This is a genomic window from Bullifex sp., from assembly GCF_034103065.1.
Lineage (GTDB): Bacteria > Spirochaetota > Spirochaetia > Sphaerochaetales > Sphaerochaetaceae > Bullifex.
This window is the reverse complement of sequence record NZ_JAXEGN010000095.1, coordinates 1-16,637: the sequence shown is the minus strand read 5'-3', so window position 1 is coordinate 16,637 and position 16,637 is coordinate 1. Positions and strand designations below refer to the sequence as shown.

Sequence of the window (16,637 nt, the reverse complement as noted above, 5' to 3'; positions counted from 1 at the left end):
GCTACTTATACCTTTTCCTAATGCATACCTAGAATCTATCATTGATGATATATATCTTGCTCTTTTTACTTCATCTCCTTTCTTAGATGCTTGTACCTCTATATCATAGTAAGTACCTTCTTTATCAACAGCAAGACAGTCAAGAATAACAGAGTGTGGCTTTTCAAAGAGATGTATATCATCTTGTGTGTTAATTTTTAATATGGATATATCATCTCTATTTAAGGTTACTCGAACAATATGCTCTACAAAAGGAATATTATCCTTTGCCATAGTGCGAAAGAGAGTATCATCGATAGGTCGTAGTGACCTCGCTATCGCTCTTTCTTCATCTGTATATTTTGATTTTAATTTAAACATATATTCCTTATTAATACTTCTCGAGATAGTACTACAAAGATTTACTTCTCTTAACTTTTTATTACCTCCTATGAATAATAATAAAAAAGTTGGTTTTTCTTTATTTTGATAGTTTCAACTTAATTACGATAGAAAAACAGTTTGTTTTTTCAACATCTATTTCTCTTGAAGAGGGATATATAAAGGTCCTAAGTTTTGGAATAAAGAATATGTTTAAAAGTATGTAAGACTTTTGGAAAAACATGAGTTTTATAACTCCAGTAGAAAGAGCAATACTTGAAAATAAAATTGATATATTTGCAATTTGTAATGATAAGAATGCTTATTTGAAATATCATCAACTTAAGGATTGCTTCATAAATCATTACAAGATTTAAATAATAAAGTATGTTAGGAATGGAATCCAAATTGAGGAACGAAGTATATAAGGGATGGAAATGTCCTGCTTAAAGTCTATTCAGCAGATGATATGAAAAGTCTTGGTGATGAATGAGGTATTTGGCTTTTAATTTGTAAAACTATTGAAAAGTAGTCAAGATACAAAATGTAAATAAGGTTAATTATTTACTTTAGTAAGATAGATTTTTGCAAGATTAACTAGCTTTTCCTTTTCATTTAAAGATGGATCTTCAATTGTTTCTTCAAGTAAATATGAAAGTACATTACCAATAGTTTTACCTTGTACATTAAATAAAGCTTTTACATCATTTCCATTAATCTTTAAGTCCTTTAAAGTTAGGACATTTTGGTTTTCTAATTCTTTTTTAATTCTTTCTTCAAATTCATTTAAAAGAGTAAAGTCTGCTTTACTATCCATTGATAGAGCATCTGCTCTTCTTACATCAAATAGAAGTGGAATATCAGAAATACCGACTCTTAGGATAAAACGTCTAATAGCACTATCTGACCAAGCAGGGGTATAAGAAAACATGTGATTTTTAACTAGGTTAGTTGTTTTAGCTATCTCTTCATTTGAGCATTTTAATTCTTTTAAGGTTTTCTCTGCTATTTTTGCAGAAATAGATTCGTGGTTGTAAAATGTATAACCATCATCTTTACTTCCTCTTCTTGCATCAATCTTACCTAAGTCATGAAATAGAAGGGAAAGCTTAACAATAAAGGGATAGGAGAGCTTATTTGCTACTTCAATTGCTGAAAGAGTATGATTAAATACATCTTCCTTATGATTTCCAAGTTGTTCAAAGCCATAAGCTTCATCGAGTTCGGGAATAATGTATTTCAATAGATTGGACTCTCTAAGAAGTTTTAAGCCGTAGCTAGGATATGGACTATTTAATAGCTTGAAAACTTCTTCTCTAATTCGCTCTTTAGAAATTAAAGTAATCCTATATGCATCTTCTTTTATTGCATTAAATGTTTGTTCTTCTATTTTAAAACCTAGTTTAGACGCAAAACGAATTGCTCTTAACATTCTAAGAGCATCTTCATTAAAACGTTCTTTAGCACATCCAATTGCTCTAATGGTTTTATTTTTTAAATCTTCAAATCCATTATGAAGATCGATAATAAATCCATCTGTTGTTGAAGTAGCAAAGGCATTAATAGTGAAGTCTCTTCTTGATAAATCCTCTTCAAGAGAGCGAACAAAGGAAACAGAGTCAGGATGTCTATTATCTGTGTATGCACCTTCTGTTCTAAAAGTAGTTATTTCGTATGGTTGTTTATTAAATACAACGGTAACAGTTCCATGTTTTATTCCTGTTGGAATTGTTGATTTTGGAAAGAGATTAATTACTTCATCTGGAGTTGCATCTGTGGTGAAATCTGCATCATCATTTTCTTTACCTAATAGGTAGTCACGAACTGCTCCTCCTACTAAGTAGAGAGAAAAACCTGCTTGGTTAAATTTCCTTCCAAGGGTAAGCATGTCATGGGAAAATGGGTACTTTTTCATTTCTAAAAGTGTAGTAAAAATTACCTAAATATGCAAATGCTCTTAACTAGAATAGATGTGTCATATTGAACAAAATATGAGTATATAATAACATAGTAGTAATGTCTTTTAGGAGATTAAATAATGTTTAAGAGCGTAAATAATAAAGTTGATTTTGCTTCAATGGAAGAGGGTGTTCTCGGCTTTTGGAAGCAAAATGACATCTTTAAGAAATCGGTTGAAAACAGAAGTGCAGATAATGAATATGTTTTTTATGATGGTCCTCCTTTTGCTACAGGACTTCCTCATTTTGGTCACTTCGTTCCAGGTACAATTAAAGATGCTATTCCTCGTTACCAGACAATGAAAGGAAAGAGAGTTGTTAGAGGATTTGGTTGGGACTGTCATGGACTTCCTGTTGAAAGTTTAATTCAGAAAGAACTTGGTATTTCTGGTCATAACGCTATTATTGAATATGGTGTTGACCGCTTTAATGAAAAGTGTCGCTCTTCAGTTTTAAAATACACAAAAGAGTGGGAATATGCTGTTAACAGAATGGGCCGTTGGGTTGATTTTGAAAACGGTTATAGAACAATGGATAAAGACTACATGGAGTCTATTTGGTGGGTATTTAAGACACTTTATGATAAAGGTCTTATCTATGAAGGTTTTAATATCCTTCCATATTCACCAGCACTTGCATGTCCTCTTTCAAATATGGAAGTTAACCTTGGTGGATATAAGGATGTAACAGACCCAGCTGTAACAATTAGATTCGCAGTTGATGGGGAAGAAAATTCATACTTTCTAGCTTGGACAACAACTCCATGGACACTTCCTTCAAACCTTGCACTTTGTGTTGGTCCAGATATTGATTATGTAAAACTCGAAGACCTTGAAAGTCATGATTATTACTACCTAGCTAAGAACTTAATTGGTAAGTACTACAAAGATGAGAAGGACTATAAAATTGTAAAAGAGGTTAAGGGCTCTGAACTTAAGGGTATGACCTATGAGCCATTATTCCCTTACTTCGCAGACTTAAAAAAACAAGGTGCTTTCGTTGTAGTTTGTGGTGATCACGTAACAACAGAAGATGGTTGTGGTATCGTTCATACAGCTCCTGGTTTTGGTGAAGAGGACTATCAGGTACTTCGTGGTACAGGTATTCCTACAGTTTGTCCTATCGATGAGGAGTGTAAATTCACTTCTGAAGTTCCTGATTGGGAAGGTGTATTTGTTAAGGATGCTGATAAACCAATCATTCAGTGGCTCAAAGACCATGGTAAGCTAGTAAAGAGAGAAAATTACCTTCACTCATATCCATTCTGTTGGAGAACTGGTGCTCCTTTAATTTACAGAGCTATGAGCTGTTGGTTTGTTGATGTACCAAAGATTAAGGAAAAGATGCTTGCTGCTAACGAGCAGATTACTTGGGTTCCTGACCACATTAAGCATGGTAGATTTGGTAAGTGGCTTGAGGGTGCAAGAGAGTGGGCTATTAGCCGTAACAGATTCTGGGGTAACCCAATTCCTGTTTGGAAGTGTGATGGTTCAGACTACATTGAGGTAATTGGTTCTTGTGCAGAACTTGAAGAAAAGAGTGGTGTAAAGGTAACTGACCTTCATAAGCACTTTGTTGATAACATCACATGGCCAAGCCCAGATGGTAAGGGTACAATGAGAAGAATCCCTGATGTTCTTGACTGTTGGTTTGAGTCTGGTTCAATGCCATATGCTCAGATGCACTATCCATTCGAAAATAAGGAACGCTTTGAAGCACACTTCCCAGCTGACTTCATTAATGAAGGTCTCGACCAGACTAGAGGTTGGTTCTATTCATTAACTGTTATTGCTGCTGGTATTTTCGATAAGCCTGCATTTAAGAACTGTATCTGTTCAGGTATTGTTTTAACTGCAGATGGTAAGAAGATGAGTAAGAGCTTACATAACTATACAGATCCAATGGAGATTGTAAAGAGTTATGGTGCTGATGCTCTCCGCTTTGCTTTAATGAACTCAACTGTTGTAAAAGCAGATGATTTAAAGTTCAGTGAGGATAGTGTTAAAGAAGTAATTAAGACATTACTTCTTCCTCTTTGGAATGCTTATTCATTCTTTGTCACCTATGCTAATATCGATGGTTATGAACCATCAGAGACACCATATGATAAGCTTACTAACCCTCTCGATAAGTGGATTATCTCAGAGAGCAACCACCTCGTTGATGAAGTAACTAAAGCTTTTGATTCATATGATGTTCAGGCAGTTTGTCAGGCAATTGTCGCATTTGTTGACGATCTTAATAACTGGTATATTAGAAGATCTAGAAGAAGATTCTGGAAGAGTGAAAGTGATAGTGACAAAAAGAGTGCATATGATACTCTCTATAAAGTTTTGATGACATTTATAAAAGTATCATGTCCTGTAATTCCTTTTGTAACCGAAGAGATTTATCAGAATTTAAGAAGTAGTGAGATGCCAGAGTCTATCCACCTTTGCTCATTCCCTGTTTATAACGATAGTGAAAGAGACATTGCTCTTGAAAAAGAGATGAGTCTTGTAATGAAGGCTGTTGCAATGGGTAGATCATTAAGAGCTAACTCTAACCTTAAAGTAAGACAGCCTCTTTCTGCTTACTTTATCGTTGATAGAGATGACGAGGATAGAGCTATTTTAGAGAAAGATAGCGATATCATTCGTGAAGAACTTAACGTTAAGAAGGTTCTTTTACAGAGTGATGAAACAGGTCTTGTTTCTTACTCCTGTAAGGCAAACTTCAAGGTTCTTGGTTCTAAGCTTGGCAAGAACATGAAGGAAGTCGCAGCTATGATTCAGAATTTCGATTCTGCAAAGATTGCTGATATCCTTGATGGTAAGGCTGAGAAAATTTCATACAGTGCTGGTGAAATTGCTATCACAAAGGATGATATCTTAGTTCAAAGAAGTGAAAAAGCAAATGTTAAGGTCTTAAATGATGGTGCTCTCACAGTAGGTTTTGATACCGAAATTACTAATGAGCTTTTGGAAGAAGGTCTTTCAAGAGATCTTGTTAGAGCAGTTCAAACTAGACGTAAGGAGATAGATCTTGCAGTTTCTGACCACATTAAGCTTACTGTCTTCTCATCAGATGTAGCAAATAAAGCATTTGAGAACTTTAAAGCTTACATCTCAAATGAGACTCTTGCTGATGAAATCATCATTCAAGAGAACGATGGCATTGAAGCTGAAGTTGGTGATGAAAAAGCAAAGATTTTGGTAGAGAAAGTATGAAAAAAAGAATCCTTCTTTATTGTGTAATCGTATTATTAATTTTAACTTCTTGTACTCATACTCATGAGTTTAAGGATGGTTATTACTTCCAAGCAATGGGGGAGGATTCTGAAATTATTGTTACTGTTGATACCCAAAAGGCAAGAGAGGTACGTCCTACTCTGCTGGGTGTCAACGATTCTCTATTATCTTCAATTTTAGATAAGAGTTCTCGTATATCTGTTTCTCTATCTAAAGATGAATATATAGAGGATGATCCGTATCCTGCTGACATTGCATCAATGAATATTTCAGGTGCAATTGAAGGGGACTACAGTAAGTTTATTATTAACACTGGTCTTGGTTTTTCGAAGGACTTTTCAAAGGTCAAGGAAGATGGTGTAAAGTACTATACTAATAGTGAAAACTCTATTGAACTAGGTTCTCCAACAAGTGGTGTAATACTATTCTCAAATGATAGCTATAAAGAGCTCTATGATACTACTATAAAGAATAGGGTAATAAAAATAAGTGATGAGAAGGCTGCCTTAATAGGTGAGTCTGTTATGGGGCTTTATGTTCGTTCTCCTCAAACAATGATTGCACTTGGATTTGAAATCCCTCTTTCTGTAATAGTTCAAATGAGTGATGCTGTTATTTATGTAGTTGAAAAGGATAGTGTATTCTATCTTTATGCTGATATCACTATGAAGAGTTCGAGTTTAGCTAAGACATTAAATACCCTTCTTCGTAATCAAGTAGTTGCTGAAATCAAGAGACAAGGCGAAAAACCTGATTTCAAAGTTTTAGGTCAGCAATACTATACTCAAGATGATAAGGTTTTAATAAGAGACCGTGTTATGAATGAAGCAGAACTTACTGCCTTTGAAATGCAACTTAAAGTTGCAAGTGGGAGTATAATTTAAAATGCCTATCTATAGTTATAGATGCAAGAATTGTAATAAAGAATTTGAAATGCAAAGATCTTTTAGTGATGCACCATTAGAGGATTGTCCTTATTGTGGTGCAAAGAAAGCTATTAACAAGGTGTATTCTGATGTTGCAGTTGTATACCATGGTTCTGGGTACTATTGTACAGATCATCCACATTCAGGATCTTGTAACTGTAGTAACTGTAAAGGTTAAAAAAGGAATAAAGTATGAAAAGAATATTAACTGGAGATAGACCAACAGGAAAACTCCATATTGGTCACTATGTAGGTTCTCTTCAAACAAGAGTTGCTCTACAAAATGATTATGAAACATTTATCTTAATTGCCGATGTACAGGCTCTTACAACTCACTTCGAAAGGCCTGAGTTAATTAATGAAAGTATTTACAATGTTGCAATGGATAATATTGCTGCAGGTCTTGATCCTGAAAAAGTTACATTTATTCAGCAGTCAATGGTTCCTTCTATTGCAGAGTTAACAATCTTTTATTCAATGCTCACAACTGTAAATCACTTATTAATTAACCCAACAATTAAAAGTGAGTCTAGAAACTATGGCTTTGGAGAAAATGATGGTGATTTCAGCTATGACTTTTCTAAACTTACCTATGGATTTTTAGGATATCCAGTTTCTCAAACTGCAGATATTACCTTCTGTAATGCTGATTTAGTACCAGTAGGTGAAGACCAGGTTCCTCACTTAGAGTTCTCTAGAAAGCTAGTTAGAAAGTTTAATGAGCTCTATGGAACAAGTATCACCGTTCCTGATTACAAGCTTTCTCCTGTTCCTAGACTTGCAGGATTAGATGGAAATGCAAAGATGGGTAAAAGCCTTGGTAATGCATTATATCTTTCTGATAAACCAGAAGAGGTATGGAATAAGGTAAGAAATGCAAAAACTGATACCAATAGAATTAGTGTAAAAACTCCAGGAAACCCTGATGTTTGTGCTGTTTATCACTATCATCAAGCATTTAATGCAGGTGAAGTAGAAAATGTTTGTTCTATGTGTAAGAATGCGCAAATGGGATGTGTTGCATGTAAAAAGCTTCTAAATGAAAAGCTCAATGCACTACTTGATCCAATGAGAGAAAGAAGAGCTAAGTATGAAGCAAATCCATCTCTTGTTAAGGAAATTGTTGCAGAAGGCACAAAGAAAGCAAATGAAATTGGTAATGAGAATATTAGAATTATCAAAGAAAAAATGCATGTAACAATGTAAAAATAATAGTAATTAGTGTCAAGCTCTTTAGGTTTTTATCTGAAGAGCTTAATTTTTACTTTCTTTATGACATATGTTTTTGATTTATTGTAAGGAATTATCGTAATAATTCAAAAAATACCCTTTTATTGCAATTATCATTTGACATAAGATAGTGATAAGAGGTATTATTAGTCTTATGAAAAATAGGGGTCTTAAATTAATAATATTATTTTCTATACTTTTGTTTTTACAAAGTAATATTTTTTCTATAGACCCAAGCTATTTGGATCAAGATGTTAAAATCGAGCAAATAATCAAAGTTGGTTTTACATCTCGAAGTGTAAGTAGTGAAGCAGAGTTTAACTTCTATAAGCACCCAGAAACTTATGAAAACTTATTATCCAGCCAAACTAATGCATCATCATACTTTCCTTCAAAGGATGAACATATTTTAATTTGTAATTCAGATAACCTTGTTTATCTTTCTATTGTTACAAATGTACCAGTAGAAATTAATCTTGAAGTTAATAGAGTAGATGGAAAAATAAAAGGTATGCAGAATAAAAATGGTTCAATAATACCTTTTTATTTCTATAATCAAGGATTTAGTTCAAGCTTTAAAAATACTCAGTCAAGTTGGGAAATTGGAACAGGGTACCAAGTTAATTCTTATCCAATCATGATTTATACATTAAAAAGTGAAACTACAAATGTTACAAGTGGACGTTATGTAGGCTCAATTAATGTAACAATTACAGCAACGGGTTGATATATGAAGAAAGTGTTAGTATTTATTCTTATTTTATTATCAGTTTTTTCAGCATTTGCAGCTAATACTCCAAATGTAGGTGCTCGTAGTTTTTCATATGTAATTAAAAAGGATATTAAAGAACCTTTTAAAGTAATATTTGCAGATAAATCTTCTTCAGAAGGTTCTATCATTACACTTTCAAAAGCATCATTAAGAGCAACTGATACTTTTTCATTAGCATACTACATTGTTTTAGCTGTTAGAGATGAATCAAAACCATATAAAGTAGCTGTTACTGTTTCTCCATTTACAAATGGTAATAATAAAGTATTACCTGCAAAGATATATGTACAAAATGAAGGAAAAGTAAGATCCGATGAGTCTATCGATATAAATGAAGATTCTATAACTATTAATTTGGATGGTAACTATGGGCTTGACTTAGTAACAGGTGATACAAACTATTACTTCTTTGGCTTTAGTTATTCTTTTCCAAAGACTGCTAGTTATGTACCAGATACATATACTTCAACTGTAAAAGTGGAGGTAAGCGGTGCGTAAACTAATTCTATTTTTACTATTTGCTCTTAGTTTTTCACTATTTGCTATAGACAGTTCTCGACTAGATTTTACAGCTTATAACAATCAAGACTTTTCTACTGAAGGTACATTAAAAATATCTGTTAAAGATTTAATTAGTAATTCATATGCTAATTCAATTAGTAGTTTTGTTACACAGCTAAAAAATCCTACGTTAAATTCAGAATTTGATGCTTTTCAAATATTAGTTGAGTCAAATATTGGAGACAATGTATCTGTATCTGTTTCTGTAAGTGATTTTGAAAACCCTAGATTTCCAAATGATAAGTTAAGTGTCAATCTTAGTGTAAATAAAAGTGAATGTTCAATTTTATCTTATATTTATACAACTTATGATTGGTTTTCATCATATTATGCAAGACGCATATATACTTTGAGAGCAATAGTAAATGGATTAAATTTTTCAACATATTTTACATATGTTCAAGGTAAAAGCGATAAAGTAAATGGAAACGTTAATAATAATTCATTTGTATATGGTGATACTGACTACACCTATTTTGGTAAAGGGGTTGTATATCAAATATCAAATACAGCAAGGTTGTATGTAACTTACAAGATGATTCTTGATGAAGAAGAGTATAATAACCTTCCTGAAGGTGTAGAGTTTACTTCTAATGTTGTAATTAATATAGAGGTAGAAGCATGAAGAAAATTATATTGATAATAACTACATTACTACTAATTACAACTAATCTTTTTGCAACATTTAATAATGCAACTGCACTTTCTCGTGGATTTGCAATTGAGGGTGGTGTAGGTAAGTATAATCAAATAAATATATTTCCTATCCAAGCAACATCTGGTTCTGAAGATGGATTTCCTTTTGATATCAAAGCAGATAATGTTGTTTATACAGATATCGTTGGTGGTGGAAGAAAAATAGCAACATGGTCTGTTGCTACCAATTATTCAAATGTTCAAATTGAAATTACTGCGACTCCACTTACCTATGAAGCAAGTTCAAGTGTTCAACTTAATTACTATTTAGTGTTTCATATAATGTATGCAACATATAAATCAGATGGTTCATTTGAAAAAAATGAACATGCAGATTTTAAAGTATTAAGTGATGGAAATACTTATAAATTTAGTATTAATAATGCAATTCTAGATGAGCCTTTCCCTGTTGTTTCATACAACCAGGACGTTAGATTTTATTTTGTAAATGGTATTAGGCCAAAAGAAGTAGGCTATCCATATGGTCTTTATTCTGGAACTGTAACAATTAGTGTATCAGGAGATTAATATGAAAAAACTATTTTGCATTTTATTTTTAATATTAGTCTTAATACTTCCTATTTTTGCTGAGGCTCAATACTTTATGGAGCAATTTTCAGCATGCTTTAATGTTGATTTATCTACTACAAAATATATTCATCATTATGACAATGCTATCTGGGGAAGCGGTAGTGCTAATGATGGTGCTACTGATTACGGTATGTATCATGATAACCAAATTATTTGTGTTATTGGTGTTGAAGGCTCAAAGGATAAAACACCAGTAACCTTTACCTTTACAGGACAAGATTGGTACTACATTTTAAATGGAACTGATACAAGATATAAAAGGCCTTTTGGTATAGATTTAGTTGTTAGAGCAGCCTTTGAAGGACAAGGTTCTAATCACAGGACAATAACTACTGTTCAACATCTTGGTAGACAAGTTAATGCACCATCAAATGGTGAAATTACTGCATCTGTTACATTACCTGCAACAGATGGATCTGAGTATTATAATGGCAATAAAATAATATCAGCATGGCTAGATGTCATACTTGTATTAGATCCATTTGTTAATAAGGACACAGGATTAATTACTCAAAACGGTAGTGATATAACCAATAATGATGATAGATTCTATGGGTATTTGATATCCTCAGATAGTGTTTATACATCTTCCTTTACTGTAAATGTAGGAGGTGGTGGTAACTATACTTATAATCTTCAAGGATACTATATTAATAATCCATTAGGAAGTTCTAATACTTCTGGATTTACATCTAGTATTACAGTAGCTCCAAATGCTAACGCAAATAGCTTTGAAATAAAAGGACTTAAGCCATCTAATGATAGTGAAAGTAATTACGCAACAATTGGTAACTATTATTACACTACAAATAGTAAGAGAAATGGTAATAAGAATGCAAAAGCATATTTCTTTGTCTCTTCAAGTCCTGATGGTAGTAAAAGTTTAGATCCATTTTTATTAAAATACGTAAGTCCAATCTCTGGGCAGCCTGTTTCATCTGAAAATAAGTATAACTCAGTAACTTATGAGGTTGGATTAAAAAGTATAACCGCGGATAAAGAAATTCGTTGGTTTGGTGGAACTGATAACTATTCTACGATAAGAGGTACTTTAACAAAAGCATTGCAAGCAGAAACATCTATAGAAAAAGGTTCTAATACTAGTAATGATCTTGTTAGAGTCCATGATGATGGCGAAATTCTGTTAAGGATTAAAGGTAATGTTGAAGATCTTTCAGCAGGTAGGTATCGCTCAAATATATACTTTCATGTAGTTACAGATTTCTAATAAAAGCTAATATGTTGATAACAAACTCACCAATTGTCTTGGTGGGTTGTTGTTTCATTATCTTTTTAAGATAATAAAGGCTGGCATCTCTCATCTACCAGCCTAAGGAGGTGCAAACCCGGAATGGTCTACAAAACTACACATTTATTATTTGTTTATAAAATAACAATAGTCAAGCAAAATATTATATAATCAAAAATTATTTGGTGTTAAGATTTTCTCTTGCCACTGCTAACATTAATTTTATTCTGTTTTCTTGGTTAACTCTTGTTGCAGAAGGATCATAATCGATAGGTACAATATTGCTTAGTGGATATTTTTCCTTTAATGGCCTAATCATGCCCTTTGCAACAATGTGGTTTGGTAGACAACCAAATGGTTGAGTACAAACAATATTAGAGTATCCTTTCTCAATTAGTTCAACCATTTCAGCTGTTAATAACCAACCTTCACCCATCTTACATCCTGTATCAATAATACCATCTGCATTCTTTTGTAAATCTTTTAGCAGGGCAGGAGATTTAAAGCCATTTCTCTCTAATGCATTAGCCATAGCCTTCTCATAGGTTTGTAGGTATGGAAGTGCTATATGCTTCATAAAGAAGGCATAAAGAGGCTTTCTACCATAGTATTCATTATCCTTGATACTATTACTAAAACCATACAAGAAGAATCCAAGCATTGGAGGAAGCATTACTTCACAACCTTCCTCTTCCAAAAAGGCTTCAAGATTATTATTGCCAAGTGGTGCATATTTCATATATATTTCACCAACAACGCCAACCTTAACTTTCTTTTCATCTTTTACTTCAATTGCTTTGAAGTCATCACTCATTTTGTTAAAGTTTTTCTTTAAATTAGAGCCAAAGTAGCCTCTATTATTCATATATAGAGAGGTTAGTTTTTCTTGCCAAGCTTTAACAAGTTTATCTGTTTCACCTTTATTTTTCTCATAAGGTCTAACCTGATGTGATAACATCATTAGCATATCGCCATAAAGTAAGCCTGTGAAAGCTTGTGCTAATATCGGAAGGGTAATCTTAAAGCCTGGATTACTATTCATACCTTGGAAATTTAAGCTAATGACAGGTATTTGAGGATATCCTGCCTTTTCAAGAGCTTTAACTAAAAGGTAGTAGTAATTACTTGCTCTACAGCCACCTCCTGTTTGAGTAATAATAAGTGCACACTTATTGGGGTCTGCAATACCTCTTTTTATTGCATCAATCATCTGACCAATAACTAAAAGAGCAGGGTAGCACATATCGTTATGCACATATCTTAACCCCTCTTCAATAACGTTATGTGAGGTATTATTTAATAAAATACATTTATAACCGTTGAGAGCGAATGGTGCTTTCATTATCTCAAAGTGGATAGGAGACATGTTAGGAATTAAAATTGTGTAATCCTTTTTCATTTCTTTAGTAAATGGAACACTCATTTTCTATCCTCCAATGCTGCAAGAAGTGATCGTATTCTAATTTTTACAGCCCCAACATTTGTAATTTCATCAATTTTAATTTGAGTATAAATCTTATCATTTTCTCTTAAGATAGATCTAACTTCGTCAGTAGTAACAGCATCAAGACCACAGCCAAATGATACAAACTGAATCAAGTCCATATCAGGTTGGGTAGAAATATATCTAGCTGCATCATATAGTCTTGCATGATAAGTCCATTGATTTAATACATTAACCTTTTCCTTATTCACTTTAGGACTAACAACATCTTCTGTAATTACACAGCAACCTAAGCTAGTGAGAAGTCTATCGATACCATGGTTTGTTTCTTCATCAACATGATATGGCCTTCCAGCAATAACCATTATCCTTCTATTTTCTTTTCTAGCAGTATCAATTAGTTCTTCAGCTTTTTGACTTACCTTATTATGGTAGTCATTTAATTCTAAATACGCTTTTTCTACAGCTTTTTTTACTACATTCTTTTTGAAACCAAAGACTTCACTTATGCGTTTAATTAGGTGTGTTTTATTATCTAGAGCAAGATAAGGTGTAATTAATTTAATATCATTTACATCTTGGTTTGCTCTAATAACTTCACCATAATAGGCAACTACAGGGCAGTTGAAGTGATTTGTACCTTTTTTCTCATCGATATTATAAGTTGAGCATGGAATGAAAATCATATCGACTTTTTTTTCTTTTAGAAGCTCAATATGACCATGCATTAATTTTGCAGGAAAGCATACGGTATCACTTGGGATACTATTTTGTCCCTTAATATATACGCTTCTAGAGGATTTTCCACTTACTACTACCTTAAAGCCAAGGTTTTCAAATAGGGTATAATAAAATGGAAGAAGTTCGTAAAGACCAAGCGCAAGAGGAAGTCCAATAGTCTTACCATTAGGATTATTACTTTCTCTATCAATGTAAGAATATAGTAATTCCTGTTTATATTTATATAAATTTAACTCTTCACAGCTATTATTGTTTTTCTTGGAAAGTGGTCTTTCACACCTATTTCCACTAATTAGCTTTCTATCTCTAAAGCTATTAATTGTTAATAAGCAGTGGTTCGTACATCCATTACAATTGATGTTAGAAACTTTATGTGTAAATTCATCAAGTTCCTCACTACTTAGTATTGTGCTTTCCTTCTTATCATCTTTAATTGCTCTTTTTTGAGCATATAGAGCACATCCAAAGGCACCCATTAGACCTGCAATATTAGGTCTAATGACTTCTCTATTCATTTCTATTTCAAAGGCTCTTAGTACTGCATCATTTAAGAATGTTCCACCTTGGCAAACGATATTTTTGCCAAGAGCATCGGCTCCAGGTGCTCTAATTACTTTATATATTGCATTTTTTACAACACTTATTGCTAAGCCCGCTGAGATATCTTCAATTAAAGCTCCATCCTTTTGAGCTTGCTTAACAGAAGAATTCATAAAGACTGTACATCTTGAACCGAGCTCTACTGGGTTTTTTGACTTTATTGCAAGAGAAGCAAACTCTGATACACTTTTACCCATTGCTTGAGCAAATGTTTGTAAAAAAGACCCACATCCAGAAGAACAAGCTTCATTTAAGAAGATATCATCAATTGCTTGATCTCTAATCTTGAAGCACTTAATATCTTGTCCACCGATATCGATAATAAAATCAACATCAGGACGGAAGAATTTTGCACCTAAAAAGTGTGCTTGAGTTTCTACCAAAGAGTAATCGAGTTTAAAAGCTGTCTTTAGTAAATCCTCTCCATAGCCTGTTGAGGCTGCAGCTCTAATATGGATAAATGGGTAATCAGAGTAGAGAGTTTTAAGAAAAGATGTAACTGCTTGAATTGGGTTTCCATTATTAGGTGAATATCGTGTAAGTAACAATTTACCATCGATAGTTATTAAACACATCTTAATTGTGGTAGACCCTGAATCAATACCTAAATAGGCATCTCCAACATAGTTATTAGGATTAATTGATTCAACAGTTGCCATTTTATGGCGGTTAGAGAATTCTTGATACTCTTTGTCATTATTAAATAGTGGAGGAAGCTGGTTATAGTTTCCTTTTCCACTGTAGCTTTTTATTAAATTGATACATTCATCAAGAGTTAATATTGTATCAGAAGGAGATAGGGCAGAGCCTAATGCAACGTAATAAAGGGAGTTTTCAGGGCAAATTCCTGTAAGATTTAGCTCTTTATCAAAGAAGTATCTTAAGCGTGATAAAAATGTTAAAGGTCCTCCAAGGTATAATACCTTTCCTTCAATCTTTCTACCTTGTGCTAATCCAGCAATTGTTTGGTTTACTACAGCAAGTAAAATAGAAGATGCAATATCTTCAACCTTTGCACCTTGGTTAATTAATGGTTGTATATCAGACTTGGCAAATACACCACAGCGAGATGCAATTGTGTATACTTGAGTAGATTTTTTTGAGTAGTAATCGACTTCATCACGTCCAATACCTAATAATGTTGCCATTTGGTCGATGAATGCTCCAGTGCCTCCAGCACAGGTTCCATTCATTCTTACCTCTAAGCCGTTTGAAAGAAAGAGTATTTTTGCATCCTCTCCACCTAGTTCAATAATTGTATCAGTATCAGGAATATATTTTTTAGCTGCAACTCTTGTAGCGTATACCTCTTGAACAAAGTTAATATTACATTCACTCGCAACCCCCATACCGGCAGATCCAGAGATTGAAATTGTTATCTTTTCATCTGTTGTATATGGCTTAAGAAGGGATAGCATCTCGGCACTTTTTTCTCTTATCATAGAAAAGTGTCTTTGATAATCTGAATAAAGAATATTGTAATTATTATCTAGTAAAACTACTTTTATTGTAGTCGAACCTACATCAATACCTAAATGCAACATATAATGAAAAATGATATTTGTTTTAAAAAAAGTCAATTGATAGTAGTAACTATTTTAATTTTGTTAATTATTTATTAGATAATAATCTGCGAAGCTAATAATAAAACAATTTTTAATTTTTGTTACAAAAAGTAGTATTTGTAATAAGAATAAATGGAATAAGAAAAAATTGTCATCATCATCAATTTATATATTTAACAAATGATATATTTTAAAAATCTGTCATATTTGATTTAATATTGTCTCTTTCTGATTCCTCTATTTTTGTTAGAAAATAAAACAAAAAGGAGGAATTATGAAACAAGTACTATCAATTTTAATAGTATTATTAATTTGTTCAGTTGTTTTTGCTCAAGGAGCTAGAGAGGTTAACACTCAATTAGAGGGATATGGAACTCAAACACGAGGTGGATTAGATGGTAGAATTATTAAAGTTACCAATTTAAATTCAGATGGTCCAGGATCTTTTAAAGAAGCTATTGAAGCAGAAGGACCTAGACTTGTTGTTTTTGAAGTGGGTGGTGTAATAGATTTAGGATATTAAGCGGGAATCCTAGGTAATTCAATTACCGAGATGAAAGCACAAAATAGTAATTGCTAAAATATATGCATGTGATATAATAAATTATGAAGATAAATCTTGTTCATTACAGAACTTACTCATATAGTATGGAATCATTCTTACTATGTTGGAACAGTAAAAAATACATAGAAAATCAGAGTAATCATTTTTGA

Annotated in this window: 14 protein-coding genes; 10 read left to right on the top strand and 4 right to left on the bottom strand. The window is 32.8% G+C overall.

The genetic code is table 11. The features are described from left to right. Both SOY52_RS03965 and SOY52_RS03960 read right to left on the bottom strand, forming a co-directional pair. Positions 1–360, bottom strand: a 360-nt coding sequence (locus SOY52_RS03965; RefSeq protein WP_414429585.1) for a hypothetical protein, incomplete at its 3' end; no start/stop codon positions are given. A 556-nt stretch (positions 361–916) separates the two neighbouring features. Further along, positions 917–2,275, bottom strand: a complete 1,359-nt coding sequence (locus tag SOY52_RS03960) for a CCA tRNA nucleotidyltransferase (RefSeq protein WP_320847685.1) — start codon at positions 2,273–2,275, stop codon at positions 917–919. A gap of 123 nt (positions 2,276–2,398) precedes the next feature. On the opposite strand from SOY52_RS03960, the gene ileS reads away from it, so the two are divergent. The 9 genes from ileS to SOY52_RS03915 all read left to right on the top strand — a co-directional run bounded on the left by ileS (position 2,399) and on the right by SOY52_RS03915 (position 11,552). Beyond that, entirely contained in the window at positions 2,399–5,527 is a 3,129-nt protein-coding gene (gene ileS, locus SOY52_RS03955; RefSeq protein WP_320847684.1) for an isoleucine--tRNA ligase, read from the top strand. Next, on the top strand, positions 5,524–6,432 hold the full coding sequence (locus SOY52_RS03950) for a hypothetical protein (protein ID WP_320847683.1): 909 nt from the start codon (positions 5,524–5,526) through the stop codon (positions 6,430–6,432). The genes ileS and SOY52_RS03950 overlap by 4 nt, the downstream gene beginning before the upstream one ends. Before the next feature lies 1 nt (position 6,433). Then, positions 6,434–6,652 (top strand): FmdB family zinc ribbon protein, encoded by a 219-nt coding sequence (locus SOY52_RS03945; protein WP_320847682.1) that lies wholly within the window; start codon positions 6,434–6,436, stop codon positions 6,650–6,652. 14 nt (positions 6,653–6,666) lie between these two features. After that, positions 6,667–7,680 (top strand): tryptophan--tRNA ligase, encoded by a 1,014-nt coding sequence (gene trpS / locus SOY52_RS03940; RefSeq protein ID WP_320847681.1) that lies wholly within the window; start codon positions 6,667–6,669, stop codon positions 7,678–7,680. Positions 7,681–7,858: 178 nt separating this feature from the next. After that, entirely contained in the window at positions 7,859–8,431 is a 573-nt protein-coding gene (locus tag SOY52_RS03935; protein ID WP_320847680.1) for a hypothetical protein, read from the top strand. Between the two features lie 3 nt (positions 8,432–8,434). Continuing rightward, positions 8,435–8,974 (top strand): hypothetical protein, encoded by a 540-nt coding sequence (locus SOY52_RS03930; protein ID WP_320847679.1) that lies wholly within the window; start codon positions 8,435–8,437, stop codon positions 8,972–8,974. Next, positions 8,967–9,662 carry a hypothetical protein gene (locus tag SOY52_RS03925; protein ID WP_320847678.1) on the top strand — a complete coding sequence of 232 codons (696 nt, stop codon included), beginning with the start codon at positions 8,967–8,969 and terminating at the stop codon, positions 9,660–9,662. Before SOY52_RS03930 ends, SOY52_RS03925 begins: the two co-directional genes overlap by 8 nt. Continuing rightward, a complete protein-coding gene (locus SOY52_RS03920; protein WP_320847677.1) occupies positions 9,659–10,261 on the top strand; it encodes a hypothetical protein in 603 nt (200 codons plus the stop codon). The genes SOY52_RS03925 and SOY52_RS03920 overlap by 4 nt, the downstream gene beginning before the upstream one ends. A gap of 1 nt (position 10,262) precedes the next feature. Then, the gene (locus SOY52_RS03915; protein WP_320847676.1) at positions 10,263–11,552 is read left to right on the top strand and encodes a hypothetical protein; all 1,290 of its coding nucleotides are present in this window, start codon (positions 10,263–10,265) and stop codon (positions 11,550–11,552) included. Positions 11,553–11,751: 199 nt separating this feature from the next. Here SOY52_RS03915 and SOY52_RS03910 read toward each other — a convergent pair whose 3' ends face one another. Together SOY52_RS03910 and SOY52_RS03905 are read right to left on the bottom strand one after the other, a co-directional pair. Beyond that, on the bottom strand, positions 11,752–12,996 hold the full coding sequence (locus tag SOY52_RS03910; RefSeq protein ID WP_320847675.1) for a 2-hydroxyacyl-CoA dehydratase: 1,245 nt from the start codon (positions 12,994–12,996) through the stop codon (positions 11,752–11,754). Continuing rightward, on the bottom strand, positions 12,993–15,902 hold the full coding sequence (locus SOY52_RS03905; protein WP_320847674.1) for an acyl-CoA dehydratase activase: 2,910 nt from the start codon (positions 15,900–15,902) through the stop codon (positions 12,993–12,995). The genes SOY52_RS03910 and SOY52_RS03905 overlap by 4 nt, the downstream gene beginning before the upstream one ends. Before the next feature lie 295 nt (positions 15,903–16,197). Between SOY52_RS03905 and SOY52_RS03900 the strand changes: the two genes are divergently transcribed. Continuing rightward, positions 16,198–16,446 carry a hypothetical protein gene (locus SOY52_RS03900; RefSeq protein WP_320847673.1) on the top strand — a complete coding sequence of 83 codons (249 nt, stop codon included), beginning with the start codon at positions 16,198–16,200 and terminating at the stop codon, positions 16,444–16,446. Positions 16,447–16,637 lie beyond the last annotated feature (191 nt).